At 71.3% G+C, this 14362-nt stretch carries 16 protein-coding genes; 8 read left to right on the top strand and 8 right to left on the bottom strand.

Annotated elements, in window-relative coordinates:
- Positions 1–6 precede the first annotated feature (6 nt).
- From ACPWUT_RS00355 to ACPWUT_RS00365, 3 genes are read right to left on the bottom strand one after another with little or no spacing between them, the layout of a single operon-like run.
- Positions 7–693: a hypothetical protein gene (locus ACPWUT_RS00355; RefSeq protein WP_284528496.1), complete on the bottom strand. Its 687-nt coding sequence runs from the start codon at positions 691–693 to the stop codon at positions 7–9.
- Positions 693–1598: an ABC transporter ATP-binding protein gene (locus tag ACPWUT_RS00360; RefSeq protein ID WP_425839420.1), complete on the bottom strand. Its 906-nt coding sequence runs from the start codon at positions 1596–1598 to the stop codon at positions 693–695. Before ACPWUT_RS00360 ends, ACPWUT_RS00355 begins: the two co-directional genes overlap by 1 nt.
- On the bottom strand, positions 1595–1978 hold the full coding sequence (locus ACPWUT_RS00365; RefSeq protein ID WP_425839423.1) for a GntR family transcriptional regulator: 384 nt from the start codon (positions 1976–1978) through the stop codon (positions 1595–1597). The genes ACPWUT_RS00360 and ACPWUT_RS00365 overlap by 4 nt, the downstream gene beginning before the upstream one ends.
- A gap of 422 nt (positions 1979–2400) precedes the next feature.
- Between ACPWUT_RS00365 and ACPWUT_RS00370 the strand changes: the two genes are divergently transcribed.
- The 3 genes from ACPWUT_RS00370 (at position 2401) to ACPWUT_RS00380 (ending at position 5615) form a co-directional block, all read left to right on the top strand.
- Entirely contained in the window at positions 2401–3708 is a 1308-nt protein-coding gene (locus tag ACPWUT_RS00370; protein WP_425839426.1) for a quaternary amine ABC transporter ATP-binding protein, read from the top strand.
- Complete coding sequence (locus tag ACPWUT_RS00375) at positions 3708–4622, top strand: ABC transporter permease (protein ID WP_425839429.1); 915 nt, start codon at positions 3708–3710, stop codon at positions 4620–4622. The genes ACPWUT_RS00370 and ACPWUT_RS00375 overlap by 1 nt, the downstream gene beginning before the upstream one ends.
- 105 nt (positions 4623–4727) lie before the next feature.
- The gene (locus tag ACPWUT_RS00380; RefSeq protein WP_284528501.1) at positions 4728–5615 is read left to right on the top strand and encodes a glycine betaine ABC transporter substrate-binding protein; all 888 of its coding nucleotides are present in this window, start codon (positions 4728–4730) and stop codon (positions 5613–5615) included.
- Between the two features lie 81 nt (positions 5616–5696).
- Here the strand turns inward: ACPWUT_RS00380 and ACPWUT_RS00385 are convergent, their stop codons facing one another.
- The 5 genes from ACPWUT_RS00385 to ACPWUT_RS00405 all read right to left on the bottom strand — a co-directional run bounded on the left by ACPWUT_RS00385 (position 5697) and on the right by ACPWUT_RS00405 (position 10658).
- Positions 5697–6446: a hypothetical protein gene (locus ACPWUT_RS00385; RefSeq protein WP_284528502.1), complete on the bottom strand. Its 750-nt coding sequence runs from the start codon at positions 6444–6446 to the stop codon at positions 5697–5699.
- 10 nt (positions 6447–6456) lie between these two features.
- Positions 6457–7554, bottom strand: a complete 1098-nt coding sequence (locus ACPWUT_RS00390; RefSeq protein WP_425839434.1) for a hypothetical protein — start codon at positions 7552–7554, stop codon at positions 6457–6459.
- A gap of 177 nt (positions 7555–7731) precedes the next feature.
- Positions 7732–7884, bottom strand: a complete 153-nt coding sequence (locus ACPWUT_RS00395; protein ID WP_284528504.1) for a hypothetical protein — start codon at positions 7882–7884, stop codon at positions 7732–7734.
- Positions 7881–10214: a phosphoribosylformylglycinamidine synthase subunit PurL gene (gene purL / locus ACPWUT_RS00400; protein WP_425839437.1), complete on the bottom strand. Its 2334-nt coding sequence runs from the start codon at positions 10212–10214 to the stop codon at positions 7881–7883. Before purL ends, ACPWUT_RS00395 begins: the two co-directional genes overlap by 4 nt.
- Positions 10215–10418: 204 nt before the next feature.
- Positions 10419–10658, bottom strand: coding sequence for a hypothetical protein (locus tag ACPWUT_RS00405; RefSeq protein ID WP_425839440.1), 240 nt, complete (start codon positions 10656–10658; stop codon positions 10419–10421).
- Positions 10659–10910: 252 nt separating this feature from the next.
- Here ACPWUT_RS00405 and ACPWUT_RS00410 point away from each other — a divergent pair, with 252 nt between their 5' ends.
- The 5 genes from ACPWUT_RS00410 to ACPWUT_RS00430 all read left to right on the top strand — a co-directional run bounded on the left by ACPWUT_RS00410 (position 10911) and on the right by ACPWUT_RS00430 (position 14352).
- A complete protein-coding gene (locus ACPWUT_RS00410) occupies positions 10911–11246 on the top strand; it encodes a TraR/DksA family transcriptional regulator (protein ID WP_425839443.1) in 336 nt (111 codons plus the stop codon).
- Positions 11247–11365: 119 nt separating this feature from the next.
- On the top strand, positions 11366–11860 hold the full coding sequence (locus tag ACPWUT_RS00415; protein WP_425839446.1) for a MerR family transcriptional regulator: 495 nt from the start codon (positions 11366–11368) through the stop codon (positions 11858–11860).
- The gene (locus tag ACPWUT_RS00420) at positions 11857–12924 is read left to right on the top strand and encodes an SDR family oxidoreductase (protein WP_425839449.1); all 1068 of its coding nucleotides are present in this window, start codon (positions 11857–11859) and stop codon (positions 12922–12924) included. The genes ACPWUT_RS00415 and ACPWUT_RS00420 overlap by 4 nt, the downstream gene beginning before the upstream one ends.
- 76 nt (positions 12925–13000) lie before the next feature.
- Positions 13001–13360 (top strand): ArsR/SmtB family transcription factor, encoded by a 360-nt coding sequence (locus ACPWUT_RS00425; RefSeq protein WP_425839452.1) that lies wholly within the window; start codon positions 13001–13003, stop codon positions 13358–13360.
- Between the two features lie 32 nt (positions 13361–13392).
- The gene (locus ACPWUT_RS00430) at positions 13393–14352 is read left to right on the top strand and encodes an SRPBCC family protein (RefSeq protein ID WP_284528511.1); all 960 of its coding nucleotides are present in this window, start codon (positions 13393–13395) and stop codon (positions 14350–14352) included.
- The last annotated feature ends 10 nt before the right edge of the window (positions 14353–14362 follow it).

Here is a 14362-nt window from a genome sequence, read left to right on the forward strand (position 1 = left end):
GGTCGGTCAGGGTGTCGCCCGGCGGAGCGGCGCGAACGACAGCGCACCGACGACGACGGCGACCACCAGCGTCCACGCGGCGATGCCCGCCGTCCCCTGGGTGGCGATCCATGCCCCGACCGCCGGCCAGCCGTCCGCGCGTCCGATCAGCCACCCCACTCCCACCAGCGACAGGCCGATGCCGACGAGCAGCACCGTGAGCCCGACGCTGCCGAAGCGCTTGTAGAAGGTCGCGGAGCCGAACCCGATCATGAAGAACAGCATCGGGACGGCGAAGTACAGCAGCCATGCCGCGGCCGGTCCCGCATCCCAGATCCAGCCGATCGAGAAGAAGTAGCCCTCCATGCCCCAGCCGCCGGTGGCGCGCTCGACGAAGGCGCCCCCCACATAGATCGACGCCAGCAGTGCCGAGGTGAGGATCGCGGTGAGCGTGGTGCCGAAGAAGTACTCCCGGCGCGTGACGCTCATCGCCTGCGAGAACGGGAAGGTCAGCGTCAGCGCCTGCACGCCCACGACGCCGAAGTACCAGTACACGGCCTGCGCGCCGCCGCTGTACTTCTGGCCCCCGAACGGCACCATCGACCAGATCAGCAGCGTGAGGACGAACGAACCCGCGAGCACGATCAGCGGCACCCACACGTAGGTCTGCTTGTTGATCAGCTGCAGACGTACGACGTTCCAGGTGCGGTTCATCACAGGACTCCTTCCGCTGCCGCGGGCTGCGCGGTGTCGGCGTGCTGGGTGGTGCGGACGATGAGCTGCTGCAGCGAGACGGGCGCGATGTCGAGCCCTTCGGCGGCGACGCGGGCGCGATCGGCGTCGGTCAGCTCGCCGAGGACGGTCACCGACGTCACCCGGCCGAGGCTCTCTCGATGGATCACCTCGCGACCGGCGACGAACGACTCCACCCGTGCGGTGTCGCCGACGATGTTGGCGGCGCGGCCGCGGACGGCGTCGGTCTCCTCGTCCATGAGGATCCGGCCCTTGTCGATGACGATCACGCGCTCGAGGAGGTTCGAGACCTCGTCGATCAGGTGACTCGACAGGATGATCGTGCGGGGATGCTCCGCATAGTCCTCGAGCAGGCGGTCGTAGAACAGCTGACGAGCCACCGCGTCGAGGCCCAGATACGGCTCGTCGAAGAAGGTGATCTCGGCCCGGGACGCCAGGCCGATGATGACGCCGACGGCGCTCAGCTGACCGCGCGAGAGCTTCTTGATCGTCTTCTTCATCGGGAGCTGGAACTCGGCCACCAGCCGATCGGCGAGCTCCTGGTTCCACCGGGGGAAGAAGAGACGCGCCATGCGCAGCGCGTGGGTCGCGGTGGCGTCATCGGGGTAGCGCTGGCTCTCGCGGACGAAGCACATCCGCGGGAGCACCCGGGCGTTCTCGTAGGGATGCTCTCCGAAGACGCGCACCTCGCCGCTCGTGGCGAAGTTCTGCGCCGTCAGGATCGACATCACGGTGGTCTTGCCGGCGCCGTTGCGGCCGAGGAGGCCGTAGATCGTGTCCTTCTCGATGGAGAAGCTCACGTCGTCGGCGGCGAGGGTGTCGCGGTAGCGCTTGGTGAGGTTCTTCACCTCGATCACGGTGGTCATCGTGCGGTTCCTTCCGTCGTGGTGCGTGACGCGCGCTCGGACAGGAGTCGCGCGACGTCGTCGGGGGTGAGGCCGAGGGTGCGGGCCTCGGCCAGGAGCGGGTCGAGGAAGCGGTCGGCGAAGGCGGCGCGGCGCTCGCCGAGCAGCAGCTCCCGCGCGCCGGGCGAGACGAACATGCCGATCCCGCGCCGCTTGTAGAGCACGCCTTTCTCCGTGAGCATCGCGACTCCCTTCGCCGCCGTGGCGGGATTGATGCGATGGAAGGCGGCGAGCTCGTTGGTCGAGGGGGCCTGCGCCTCCTCGGCCAGGCTGCCCTCGATGATCGAGTCCTCCACGCTCTCCGCGATCTGCAGGAAGAGCGCCCGACCTTCTTCGATCATCCGATCCCGCTTCCTTGGTTACTTACTTGACCAACTAACCATGCAACGGCAGTGACTCAGCTGTCAAGCCCTCCCCAGTCATGTCCCACAATCGGTTGATCCCGGCCCTCGAATCCGACCGGATGTGGGACACGGTGCGCGGAGAGTGGGACATCCTCGGTTTGCGGGTTGCTCTCGGGCTCGTTACGTTGGAAAGAGGGCCGAGAGGCCCCGACGACCAGTCCGCGGCTGCTCGAGCCGAGCGTCTCCGACGCCGCACGAGCGGGCGTACGGTCGGCGGTCTGGGCGACGGACCCGATGTGCGTCGCCGGAGCGCGACGTCCCCCGCGTCCGATGATGAGACGCGCGGCGGGTCGCGCCGGTGACCGTCACCCGGGCGTAACCGATGCTGTCGCGCGTGCGCGACCGCCGAGGTGAAGCACGTGATCGCACCCACCCCCGCATTGGAGGCGAAGGGCCTTTTCAAGGTCTTCGGCCGCAACCCCCGAGAAGGCGTCCGCCGGCTACGCGCCGGCCAGTCCCGCTCCGAGATCGCCGACGTCGGCACCGCCGCGGTGATCGACGCCGGCTTCACCGTGAACCCCGGTGAGATCTTCGTCATCATGGGCCTGTCGGGCTCCGGCAAGTCCACCATCATCCGCATGCTGAACGGACTGCTCGCGCCCACGGCGGGCGAGGTCCTCGTGGGCGGACGCAGCGTCACCGCCGCCTCGCCGTCCGAGCTGCGCGACATCCGCCGCTCGTCGGTGTCGATGGTCTTCCAGCACTTCGCGCTCCTTCCCCACCTCACGGTGCTCGACAACGCCGCGTATGCGCTGGAGATCCAGGGCGTCGGCCGCGCCGAGCGCCGCCGCCGTGCGCAGGAGATCCTCGATCGCGTCGGCCTCGGCGACCGTGCCGACGCCATGCCCGACGAGCTGTCGGGCGGCATGCGGCAGCGGGTCGGGATCGCCCGGGCCCTCACCGCCGGCACCGACATCCTGCTGATGGACGAGGCCTTCTCGGCGCTGGACCCGCTGATCCGCCGCGAGATGCAGGAGCAGCTCGTCGAGCTGCAGCGCGAGCTTGGCCGCACCATCGTCTTCATCACGCACGACCTCAACGAGGCGATGTTCCTCGGCGACCGGATCGCGGTCATGCGCGACGGCCGCATCGTGCAGAACGGCACGCCGGAGGAGATCCTCACCGACCCGGCCAACGACTACGTCGCGCAGTTCGTGCAGGACGTGGATCGCGCCCGCGTGCTGACCGCCGGCTCCGTGATGGAGCCGCCGCACCTCACCACGCCGCTCACCGCCGGGGTGCGCGGCGCGCTGCGGACGCTCCGCTCCCAGCAGGCCGGTGCCGTGTTCGCGACCGAGAACCGCCGGCTGGTCGGCGTCGTCACCGACCGCGCCGTCATCCGCGCCGTGAAGGCGGGGCAGACGGACCTCCGCGAGATCGTCGACGCGTCGGTGCCCACGGTCGGACCCGACGACCTGCTGACCGACATCGTCGAGACGGCGGTCGAAGCCACCGTGCCGCTGGCCGTCGTCGATGCCGAGCGCCGCCTGCTCGGCGTGATCCCGCGCGTCACGCTCCTCGCCGCGCTCGGCAACGTGCCGGCGATCACGCGGGAGATGCCGATCATCCAGACGCCGATCGACATGGTCGCCGAGTTCACCACGCTGGTCGATGCGGCCGCCGCCGCGCCGCCGGCGGAGCCCGCGATGGACAGGGGTGCCCGCTGATGGAGCAGTTCGAGCAGCTCATCCGCATCCCGCTCGGCCAGTGGGTGCGCAGTCTCATCGACTTCCTCAAGGAGTACCTCGGCGGTCTGTTCGACGCGATCGCGACGGTCTTCACGTCGATCTACGACGTCGCGGCCTGGGTGTTCACGACACCCCCGTTCTGGGCCGTCATCGTCGTCTTCGCCGCCGCCGCCTGGCTCGTGAAGGGCTGGCGGCTCGCCGTCGGCACCGTGCTCGGCTTCGTCGTGATCCTGGCCGTCGACCAGTGGGAGAACGCGATGCTGACGCTCGCGCTCACCATCGTCGCCGTGCTGATCGCGACGGCGATCGCGATCCCGCTCGGGATCTGGGCCGCTCGCTCGCAGACGGTCTCCCACGTGGTCCGGCCCGTGCTGGACTTCCTGCAGACGATGCCCGCCTTCGTCTACCTGCTGCCGGCGATCTTCCTCTTCAGCGTCGGCGTGGTGCCCGGCATCGTCGCGACGATCATGTTCGCGATCGCGCCCGGAGTGCGGCTGACCGAGCTCGGCATCCGCGGCGTCGACCCCGAGGTCGTCGAGGCCGGGCAGGCGTTCGGCGCGACGCCCGGCCGCGTGCTGCGCCAGATCCAGCTGCCGCTGGCACTGCCGTCGATCATGGCGGGGATCAACCAGATCATCATGCTCTCGCTGTCGATGTCGGTCATCGCCTCGATGGTCGGCGCGCCCGGCCTCGGGCGGCCCATCGTGCAGGCGCTCAGCTCCGTCAACGTCCCCCTCGGCTTCGAGGCGGGTCTGGCGGTCGTCATGATCGCGATGATCCTCGACCGCCTCACCGGCGCCCTCGGATCGCGGCGCCCCTCCCGGCGCCCCGTCGCCGCGGCGCGTGCGGCGAGCGACGCCCGCTCCGACGCGGTCGTCCCCGCCACCGCCTGAGTCCCCCCGGAACACCGGCGCGTCCGTCCGTCGCGCCGGCGGCCCGTGGCATCCCTGCGGGCCTCCCCACACCCGTGACACAGCACACGGGAGGAAAGGAAGAACATGAACAAGCGACACCTCCTGAGCACCCTTGCGCTCGGATCCGCCGCCGCCCTCGCCCTGACCGGCTGCGCCGGTTCGACCGGCGACGACGCAGCGGCCTCGAAGGAGATCACGATCGGCGTCTTCAACGGCTGGCCCGAGGGCGAGGCCGTCTCGTACCTGTGGAAGCTGATCCTGGAGGACGAGGGCTACGACGTCGACCTCGAGTACGCGGACGCCGGGCCGGTGTTCCAGGGCGTCGCGGGCGGCGACTACGACGTGGCGCTCGACGGCTGGCTGCCGATGACCCACGCCGCCTACTTCGAGCAGTTCGGCGACGACATCGTCGACCTCGGCTCGTGGAACGACGACGCCAAGCTCACGGTCGCCGTGAACGCGGACGCCCCCGTCGAGTCGCTGAGCGACCTCGCCGCCGCGGCCGACCAGTTCGACAACCGCCTCATCGGCATCGAGCCGGGCGCCGGCCTCACCGCCGCCACGCAGGACGAGGTCATCCCGACCTACGGCCTCGACGGCATGGACTTCGTCACCTCGTCGACGCCCGCCATGCTCGCCGAGCTCGACAGCAAGCTCGCCGCCGGCGAGAACGTCGCGGTGACGCTGTGGCGTCCGCACTGGGCCTACGACGCGTACGACATCAAGGACCTCGCCGACCCCGAGGGCACCCTCGGCGACGCGGAGTCGATCCACACCTTCACCCGCACCGGGTTCGAGACCGATCACCCCGAGGTGAACGAGTGGCTCGCGGAGTTCCGCATGGACTCCGAGGTGCTGTTCTCGCTCGAGAACGTCATGTACAACACCGGCGAGGACGTCACCGACTACACCGACATCGTGCGCCAGTGGATGACCGAGAACCAGGAGTGGGTGGACTCGCTCACCGCGTGAGCCGCGTCCCTCTTCGCCGAACCGACACGCTCCGCCCGAGCCGACACGTCCCGCACGTCGCGGAGCGTGTCGGTTCGGCGTTTACGTGTCGGCTCGCGGGGCCTCGGCAGCCGGGACCTCGGAGGCGGGGAGTTCGAGGGCGACCTTCTTCTCGAGCACGACGATGGCCTCGTCCGAGAGGGAGATGAGGCCGTCGAGCTCCCGGCGGGCGCGCTTGTACGCGCTCTGCCGCTCGGCGGGCGTCGCCGCTTCGTCGACGGCGACCGACAGCAGCTGCTTCGCCGTCGCGAGGCGCTTGCGCTCGGCCTCGCTGAGACCGCTCGTGCTCTGGCGGCGGGCGTCGCGCTCGGCGAGCTCGAACGCCACCTCGTAGTCGGTCACGGCGGCGCGGTACTCGGCGACCTGCTCGGGCGTCACCTTGGCGGACGCCGAGGCGGGACGCGCGCGGTCGGCGACCTTCTTCGCCTTCAGGAACGCGGCCGTGAGCGGCTGGCGACCATCGCTCATGGCGGGATAGTCGATGAGCTTGGCGACATCGAGTTCGTACTCGAGCCAGCGCGCGGTGACGTCGTCGTGGGTCTCGAACAGCTTCTGCAGCTGGTCCGGCAGCGGCGACGGGCGCGTGATCGGCTGCGGTTCCGAGGAGTGGGCGACCGCCTTGTGGCCGGCCTGCACGGCCTTCAGCTCGCCCTTGACCCGCAGCAGCTCCAGCCGCCGGTTGTGCCGGCGGGTGGCGAGGTAGTCCCAGCGCTTCACGGCGGCGCCGGCCACGCCCATCAGCGGGAAGGCCAGCCACCAGTAGTGGCCGAGGAAGGTGAGGATCTGATCCACTCGCCCGACCCTACCCTTCCGTCGTCGGGGGACGCGTCCGCGAGCGCGCCGGAACAGGCCAGACCGGCTCGGGGCCGGAGGTGGACCCCGGACGCTGCCGGGGTTCGCCCGCGGACTCGGGATCGCCCGCGGCCTCGGAATCGGTGGGGCCGCGGTCCTGGTCGTGCGCCGGCGGCCGGGGAGCTGCCTGCGGAAAGGGCGACGGCCGACGACCGTCCGCGGACGCCAGCCGCGCATCCAGGGCGGATGCCGCCGCCTCCGCGGCCCGGGTGAGCGCCTCGGTCGAACGGGCGACCGCCGTCTGGGCGAGCACCGACCAGGGTGCTGATCCCGGTTCGGCGGGCGCGTCGCCCGTCGTGCTGCGCGGCGGTGCCGATGCGCCGGCCGGGGCGGTGCCCGCCGCGCGCGCCTGGCGCCACGCCTCCTTCTCGGCGGCGTCGAACGCGCGCTCCAGCCGCTGCACCGCATCCCGGTACGCCGCGAACTGCGCTGCCGTCACCTGCGATCGGGCGACCTGCGCCGGCGTCGGTCGCAGACTCGAGGCCTCCGCGCGCACCGTCAGATACGCGGCGGTCAGCGGCTGCCGGCCGTCGCTCATCGCCGGGAAGGCGAGCACCCGTGCGGCATCGGTCTCGTACTCCATCCACCGTGCGGTCACCGCGTCGTGGGCGGCGGTGAGGCGGGCCAGCGGCAGCTCCTCGGTCGCCGACGCCCCGCGGGCCGCGTGGGAGAGTGCGGCGCGTGCGGCGGTCACCCGCGCGCGTCCCGCCCGCACGGCGGCCGTGGCTGCGTGGGCCTCGCGCTGGGCAGACTGCAGCTCGAGCCGCGCTGCGGCCACATCGGCGGCGGTTGCGTGCGACGCGGTCCGCTCGGCCTGCACCCGCGCGAGGTCGGCGCGGGCCACCCGGGCGGCGCCGCGGGCGGCGACGGAGCGCTGCCGGGCGATGCGCAGCTCGTGCTTGGCGGCCTCGTGCGCGAGGCGCCGGGCGCGCTCGGAACGCTGGTGCCGAAGCCCCAGCCATCCGAGCCAGCCGGCGGTGCCGGTTCCGATCACGGCCGGCCCCAACCACCAGAACTCGGCGATCGTCGTCCAGACGAGCGGGTCCATGTCCTCATGCTAACCAGCATGGCTGAATCCCCACCGGGCGTCTCGGGTCGTCTCCGCGGCGCCGTGTCCCATTTCCGGTCGGTCGCGTGGGCGAGGAACGACCGGAAATGGGACACGTGCCGCCGATGAGGGGACATGCGTCCGGTGCGTGCGAACCGGCGGGGACGGGGCGGGGGCTCAGCCGAAGAGCAGGGCCAGGACGGTGGCGCCGCCGCCGACGAGGATCAGCGACACGATCGCGATCCACGCGACGATGCGGGTGCGGCGCGTGCGCGCCTCGTTCATGCCGGCGTACTCGTCGGGTTCGGGAGACGACTTCGACAGGCTCATGCGCCCACCTCCTGGATGACATCGCCGAAGACCGCAGGCAGCGTGCCACGCGACGTCTCGCGCAGCTGCGACAGCGGGATCGTGAACACGTCCTGCACCTCGAGCGCGGGCTCGTCGCCGTCGGCGGCCGGGTCGGTCACGCCGATGCGGAGCACGGGGTAGCCGCGGCCCTCGCAGAGCCCGCGGAACTTGACGTCCTCCTCGCGGGGCACCGAGACGATGACGCGGCCCGTGGACTCGCTGAACAGCGCGGTCGCGGCATCCACGCCGTCGCGCTCCATGATCTCGCGCAGCCACACGCGGGCGCCGACGCCGAAGCGCAGGACGCCCTCGGCGAGCGCCTGGCCGAGACCGCCTGCCGACAGGTCGTGCGCGCTGGAGACGAGCTCCTGCTGCGATGCCGCGTGGATCAGCTCGGCGAGCTTCTTCTCCTGGGCGAGGTCGACCGCCGGCGGGCGTCCGCCGAGGTGGTCGTGGACCGTGCCGGCCCATGCGGAGCCGCTGAGCTCGGTGGCGGTCACGCCGAGGAGGTAGATGTTCTCGCCGGCGTCCTGCCAGCCCGACGGGATGCGGCGGGCGACATCGTCGATGATCCCCAGCACGCCGACCACCGGCGTGGGGAAGATCGGCTGGTCGCCGGTCTGGTTGTAGAAGCTCACGTTGCCGCCGGTGACCGGCACGCCGAGCTCGAAGCACGCGTCGGCGAGGCCGTCGACGGCCTGCCCGAACTGCCACATGACCTCGGGGTTCTCGGGGCTGCCGAAGTTGAGGCAGTCGGTGACGGCGGTGGGCACCGCGCCGGTGACGGCGACGTTGCGGTACGCCTCGGCGAGGGCGAGCTGCGCGCCCGCGTACGGGTCGAGCTGGCAGTAGCGGCCGTTGCAGTCGGTGGCGATCGCGAAGCCCAGGCCCGACTCCTCGTCGACGCGGATCATGCCGGCGTCGTCGGGGAAGCTCAGCGCCGTGTTCCCCATGACGTAGTAGTCGTACTGGTTCGTGATCCACGAGGTGTCGGCCAGGTTCGGGCTCGACAGCAGCTGCAGGAACTGCGTGCGCAGCGTCTCGGGGTCGTCGGTGCGGGGCAGGGCGGATGCCGAGTCGTCGCGCAGCGCGTCGATCCACGTCGGGTAGGCGACGGGGCGCTCGTAGACCGGACCGTCGACGGCGACGGTCGAGGGGTCGACGTCGACGATCTGCTCGCCGTGCCAGAAGATCTGCAGGCGTCCGTCGCCGGTGACCTCGCCGAGCACGCTCGTCTCGACCTGCCACTTGTCGACCACGGCGAGGAACGCGTCGAGCTTCTCGGGCGCGACGATCGCCATCATGCGCTCCTGGCTCTCGCTCATGAGGATCTCCTCGGGCGTGAGCGACGGGTCGCGCAGCAGCACGTTCTCGAGGTCGACGCGCATCCCGCTGCCGCCGTTGGCGGCCAGCTCGCTCGTCGCGCACGAGATGCCGGCGGCGCCCAGGTCCTGGATCGCCTCGACCAGCTCATCCCGGTACAGCTCCAGGCAGCACTCGATGAGCACCTTCTCGGCGAACGGGTCGCCGACCTGCACGGCCGGACGCTTGGTCGGGCCGCCGTCGGCGAACGTGTCGGAGGCGAGGATCGACGCGCCGCCGATGCCGTCGCCGCCGGTGCGCGCACCGAACAGCACGACCTTGTTGCCGGCGCCCGAGGCGTTCGCGAGCTTGAGGTCCTCGTGGCGCAGCACGCCCACCGCGAGCGCGTTGACGAGCGGGTTGCCCTGGTAGACCGAGTCGAACACGGTCTCGCCGCCGATGTTGGGCAGTCCGAGGCAGTTGCCGTAGAACGAGATGCCGCTGACGACGCCGTGCACGACGCGCGCCGTGTCGGGGTGGTCGATGGCGCCGAAGCGGAGCTGATCCATGACAGCCACGGGGCGGGCACCCATCGAGATGATGTCGCGGACGATGCCGCCGACACCGGTGGCGGCACCCTGGAAGGGCTCGATGTAGCTCGGGTGGTTGTGCGACTCGACCTTGAAGGTCACCGCCCATCCCTCGCCCACGTCGACGACGCCCGCGTTCTGCCCCATGCCGACCATCAGGCGCTCGCGCATCTGGTCGCTGACCTTCTGTCCGAAGCGGCGCAGGTAGATCTTGGACGACTTGTAGGAGCAGTGCTCGCTCCACATCACCGAGTACATCGCCAGCTCGCCGCTGGTGGGGCGGCGGCCGAGGATCTCGCGGATGCGGTCGTACTCGTCCGGCTTGAGGCCCAGTGCGGCGTACGGCTGCTCGCGCTCGGGAGTGGCGGCGGCGTTCTCGACGGTGTCGGCAACGGCAGAGGGGGCAGGGGTGCTCACGCGGCTGGGCTCCAAGACTCGGGATGCCGGCGGGGGATCGGCCTCCAGTCTAGTTCGCGGCACCGCGCCGCCGCCGCCCTGCCCATGCCCATGCTCATCTGCCGAGCCGACACGCTTCTGCCGAGCCGACACGCTGCGTGCGGTTCATACCGTGTCGGCTCGCACGGCGCGTGTCGGCTCGGCGGCTGCGGTGGGGGCCGGGGCTCAGGCCTCGTCGATGACGCCGATGCCGGTCGCCTGATGGCTGGGCTCGGAGTCGTCGTGCGCGGGTGCCTTCGGCTCCTCGCCCGGCGCCTTCTCGGTGCTGGGCTCCTCGAGCTCCGCGGTCGAGGGCACCTCGGCCTCCGTTACGCTGTCGGCGGCGGGAGCCTCGTCGATCGCGGCGTCGGCGGTGCCGTCCGTGTCGGGTGTGGACTCGGTCGTGTCGGGTGTCGATTCGGTCATGGGCGCATCCCTCTCTCGACGGCGCAGGACCCCGCGCCGATGTGGACTCGTGCCGTCAGTGTCACTCCCCGGCATCCGCCGCGGTACGGGGTTGACACCGCGCGCCGAGCCGACACGGTCCCGCCGAGCCGACACGATTCCACACGTCCGCATCGTGTCGGCTCGCGCGAAACGTGTCGGCTCGGCGGCGGGGAGAGGGGCCGCGGGGGCGGGGGCGGAGAAACGGCGGCGAAACGGGCGTAGCCTCGGCCCATGACCCGGGCGATCCTCGAGGCGCGGTTGCGCGAACTCGACACGGCGCTGGCGCGACTGGACGCCGACGACGCGTCGCTGCGTCACGACCGCGCCGACGCGACGGCCGACGACGAGCACGACCCCGAGGGGTCGACGCTGTCAGGCGAATGGCAGCGGGTCGACGCCCTCCGCCGCGCCCGGCTCGATGAGCGCGCCGAGGTGCTCGCCGCGCTCGACCGGGTGGAAGCCGGCACGTACGGCATCTGCGCCGTCTGCGGCCGGCCGATCCCGGCGGCTCGGCTCGAGGTCCGCCCGATGGCGACGACCTGCGTCACCTGCGCGGCAGCCGTCTGACGCCCACGAGACTGCCGCCCCTGCCGCCCCGCCCCAGCCCCAGCCCCGCCCCGCCGCGCACCAACCCCCCGCCTTGACTTCAAGCGCATGAAGTACCGCAGGCTGGGAGCATGACGTCGATGAGCACCGCCGTGGTGGCGGGCACCCTCTCCATCCAAGAGACCTCGCGCCGGACCGGCCTGAGCGAACCGACGCTGCGCTACTACGAGCAGGTCGGGATCATCCCGCCGGTCCCCCGCGACCGGGAGAGCGGCCATCGCCGCTTCCCCGCGGCCGTGCTGACCACCCTGCAGACCCTCGCCTGTCTCCGCGCGGGAGGGATGCGGATCAACGACATGCGCCGCTACGTGGAGCTGATGGGCCGGGGGGATGCGGCGGCGGCCGAGCAGCGCGAGCTCTTCACCGTGCAGGCGGGGCGGCTCGCGGCGGACATCGACCGCCTGCAGACGCAGCTGGCCTACCTGCGCGCCAAAGCGGCCCTGTGGGACGCGCGGGTGCGCGACGACACCGAGGCGGAGCGGCAGGCGACGGCGGAGGTCGTCGCCATCGCCGACCGACTGAATCCCGACGGTCGCGAACCGGTGGGCCCATCCGACGACAGGAGACGACCATGACGACCGACACCACGCCGACGACTGCCGGCCGCGAAGGTGGACCGGTGCCGCTCGTCCTCGTCACCGGCGGCTCCGGCTACGTGGGCGCCCACACCGTCGCAGCCCTCCTGCGGCAGGGCTATCGCGTCCGCACGACGGTCCGGTCCGCCGATCGCTCCGACGAGGTGGCGTCGCAGCTGGCCGCGGCGGGCGTCGACGCGAGCGGGCTCGAGTTCGCCGTGGCCGACCTCAGCGCGGATGCCGGATGGGGGGACGCGGTGGCAGGAGCGGATCACGTGCTGCACGTCGCGTCGCCCTTCCCTCCCGCCGGGACGGTGGACAACGACGACGAGATCATCGTTCCGGCTCGCGACGGCACGCTGCGCGTCCTGCACGCGGCGCACGACGCGGGCGTGCGACGAGTGGTGATGACCTCGTCCTTCGCCGCCGTGGGCTACGGAGCGGTTCCCCGAGACCTCTACACGGAGGCGGACTGGACCGAGCCCACCGATGACAACACCGCCTACATCCGCTCGAAGGCGATAGCGGAGCGTGCCGCGTGGGAGCTGGTGGCGGGATGGGACGGGTCCACGGAGCTCACCGTCGTCAACCCCGTCGGGATCTTCGGTCCGGCGCTCGGGCCGAAGCTGTCGGTGTCGCTCGGATTCGTGAAGGCCCTGCTCGAGGGGGCGATGCCGGTGGTGCCTCGCCAGATCTTCGGCGTCGTCGACGTGCGGGATGTCGCCGACCTGCACATCCGCGCCATGCTCCATCCGCGAGCCGGAGGCGAGCGCTTCCTCGCGGTCAGCGGCATGTCGAGCTTCTACGGGGTGGGGCAGATCCTTCGACGCCGACTCGGCGACCTCGCCGCGGCGGTGCCCGAGCGCGAGCTCACCGACGACGAAGTGCGCGAGCGCGCCGCCTCGGATCCCGCCCTCAGGGAGTCCGTCAGCCAGCTCGGGCGGACGCCGGTCATCAGCAGCGAGAAGGCCCGCCGCGTTCTCGGATGGTCGCCGCGCGACGTCGAGGACACGATCGAGGACTCCGCACGCAGCCTGATCCGGCTCGGCCTCGTGCAGGGATGACCGGTCGTCGCCGGGTTCGCATCGGCGCACCCGGGGGTGTTGACACGGAGCTCCGCGCGGTCTAACGTGCAACCAAATGGTTGTACATGACACCTCCCACGGACGCAGTGAGCTGACCGACGATGAGACCGACCGCCTGTTCCACGCACTCGCGGCGGCGACCCGCCGCGACATCCTGCGCCGCACGATCGAGGCGGAGCAGTCCGTCTCGGCGCTCGCCGCGGCGTACGACATGTCCTTCGCCGCCGTCCAGAAGCACGTGGCGGTGCTCGAAGCGGCGCACCTGGTCGTCAAGCGCGCCGAAGGGCGCGAGCGGCTCGTGCGGGCGGATCCGGGCATGATCGCCCGGGCCCGCGCGCTGCTGTCCCGCTACGAGGACCTCTGGAGGTCGCGCATCGACCGCCTCGACGCCCTGCTCGCCGACCCCGAACGCTGAACCCACCGGACCGACACAGAGAAGGAACCGCCATGCCCGTCACCGACATCACCACCGACGCCGAGGCGCTCACGATGAGCCTCACGGCCGACTTCGCCGCGCCCGCCGACCGGCTCTGGCGCGCGTTCACCGACCCCCGCCAGCTGGAGCGCTTCTGGGGCCCGCCGGGATGGCCGGCGACCTTCACCGCCTTCGACTTCACCGTCGGGGGACGCGCCGACTACCGGATGACCAGTCCCCGCGGCGAGGCGTCGCGCGGCGGCTGGGAGTTCCTGCGCATCGACGCCCCGTCGTCCTTCGAGGTGCTCGACTCCTTCCTCGGCGAGGACGGCGCGCCCATGGAGGGTTTCCCCTCGATGCGGATGGTCTTCACCTTCGAGCAGACGGATGCCGGCTCGCGCCTGCGCAACGTCACCTACTTCGACTCGCTCGAGGCGCTGGAGCAGACGGTCGCCATGGGCGCCGTCGAAGGATCGCGCATGGCGATGGACCAGCTCGACGCGGTGCTGCAGGACCTGCGCGACTACGCGGAGGGCAAGGGCACGCGCACCGAGATCCTCGACGACCAGCACGTCCGCATCACCCGCCTGATCGACGGGCCCCGCGACCTCGTCTGGCGTGCGCACCACGAGCCGGAGCTCCTCAAGAAGTGGCTGCTCGGCCCGGACGGCTGGCAGATGGTCGAGTGCGAGGTCGGCGACACCTACCGCTACGTCTGGCAGCAGGGCGACGACGAGTCCACGCGGTTCGGCTTCGAGGGCGAGACCGTGCTCAGCGAGCCCACCCGCCGCGCGGTGACGACAGAGCAGATGATCGGGATGCCGGGGCCGTCGACGCTCAACGACCTCCAGCTGTACGAAGAGGACGGCGCGACCCTGCTCACCCTCCTCATCGAGTACCCCGACAAGGAGACGCGCGACATGATCCTCGCCACCGGCATGACCGACGGCATGGAGGCCTCGTACGCCCGCCTCGAGGGTGCGCTGGTCTGACGGCCCCGGC

The sequence above is a fragment of the Microbacterium sp. PA5 genome (assembly GCF_049860775.1).
Taxonomy (GTDB): domain Bacteria; phylum Actinomycetota; class Actinomycetes; order Actinomycetales; family Microbacteriaceae; genus Microbacterium.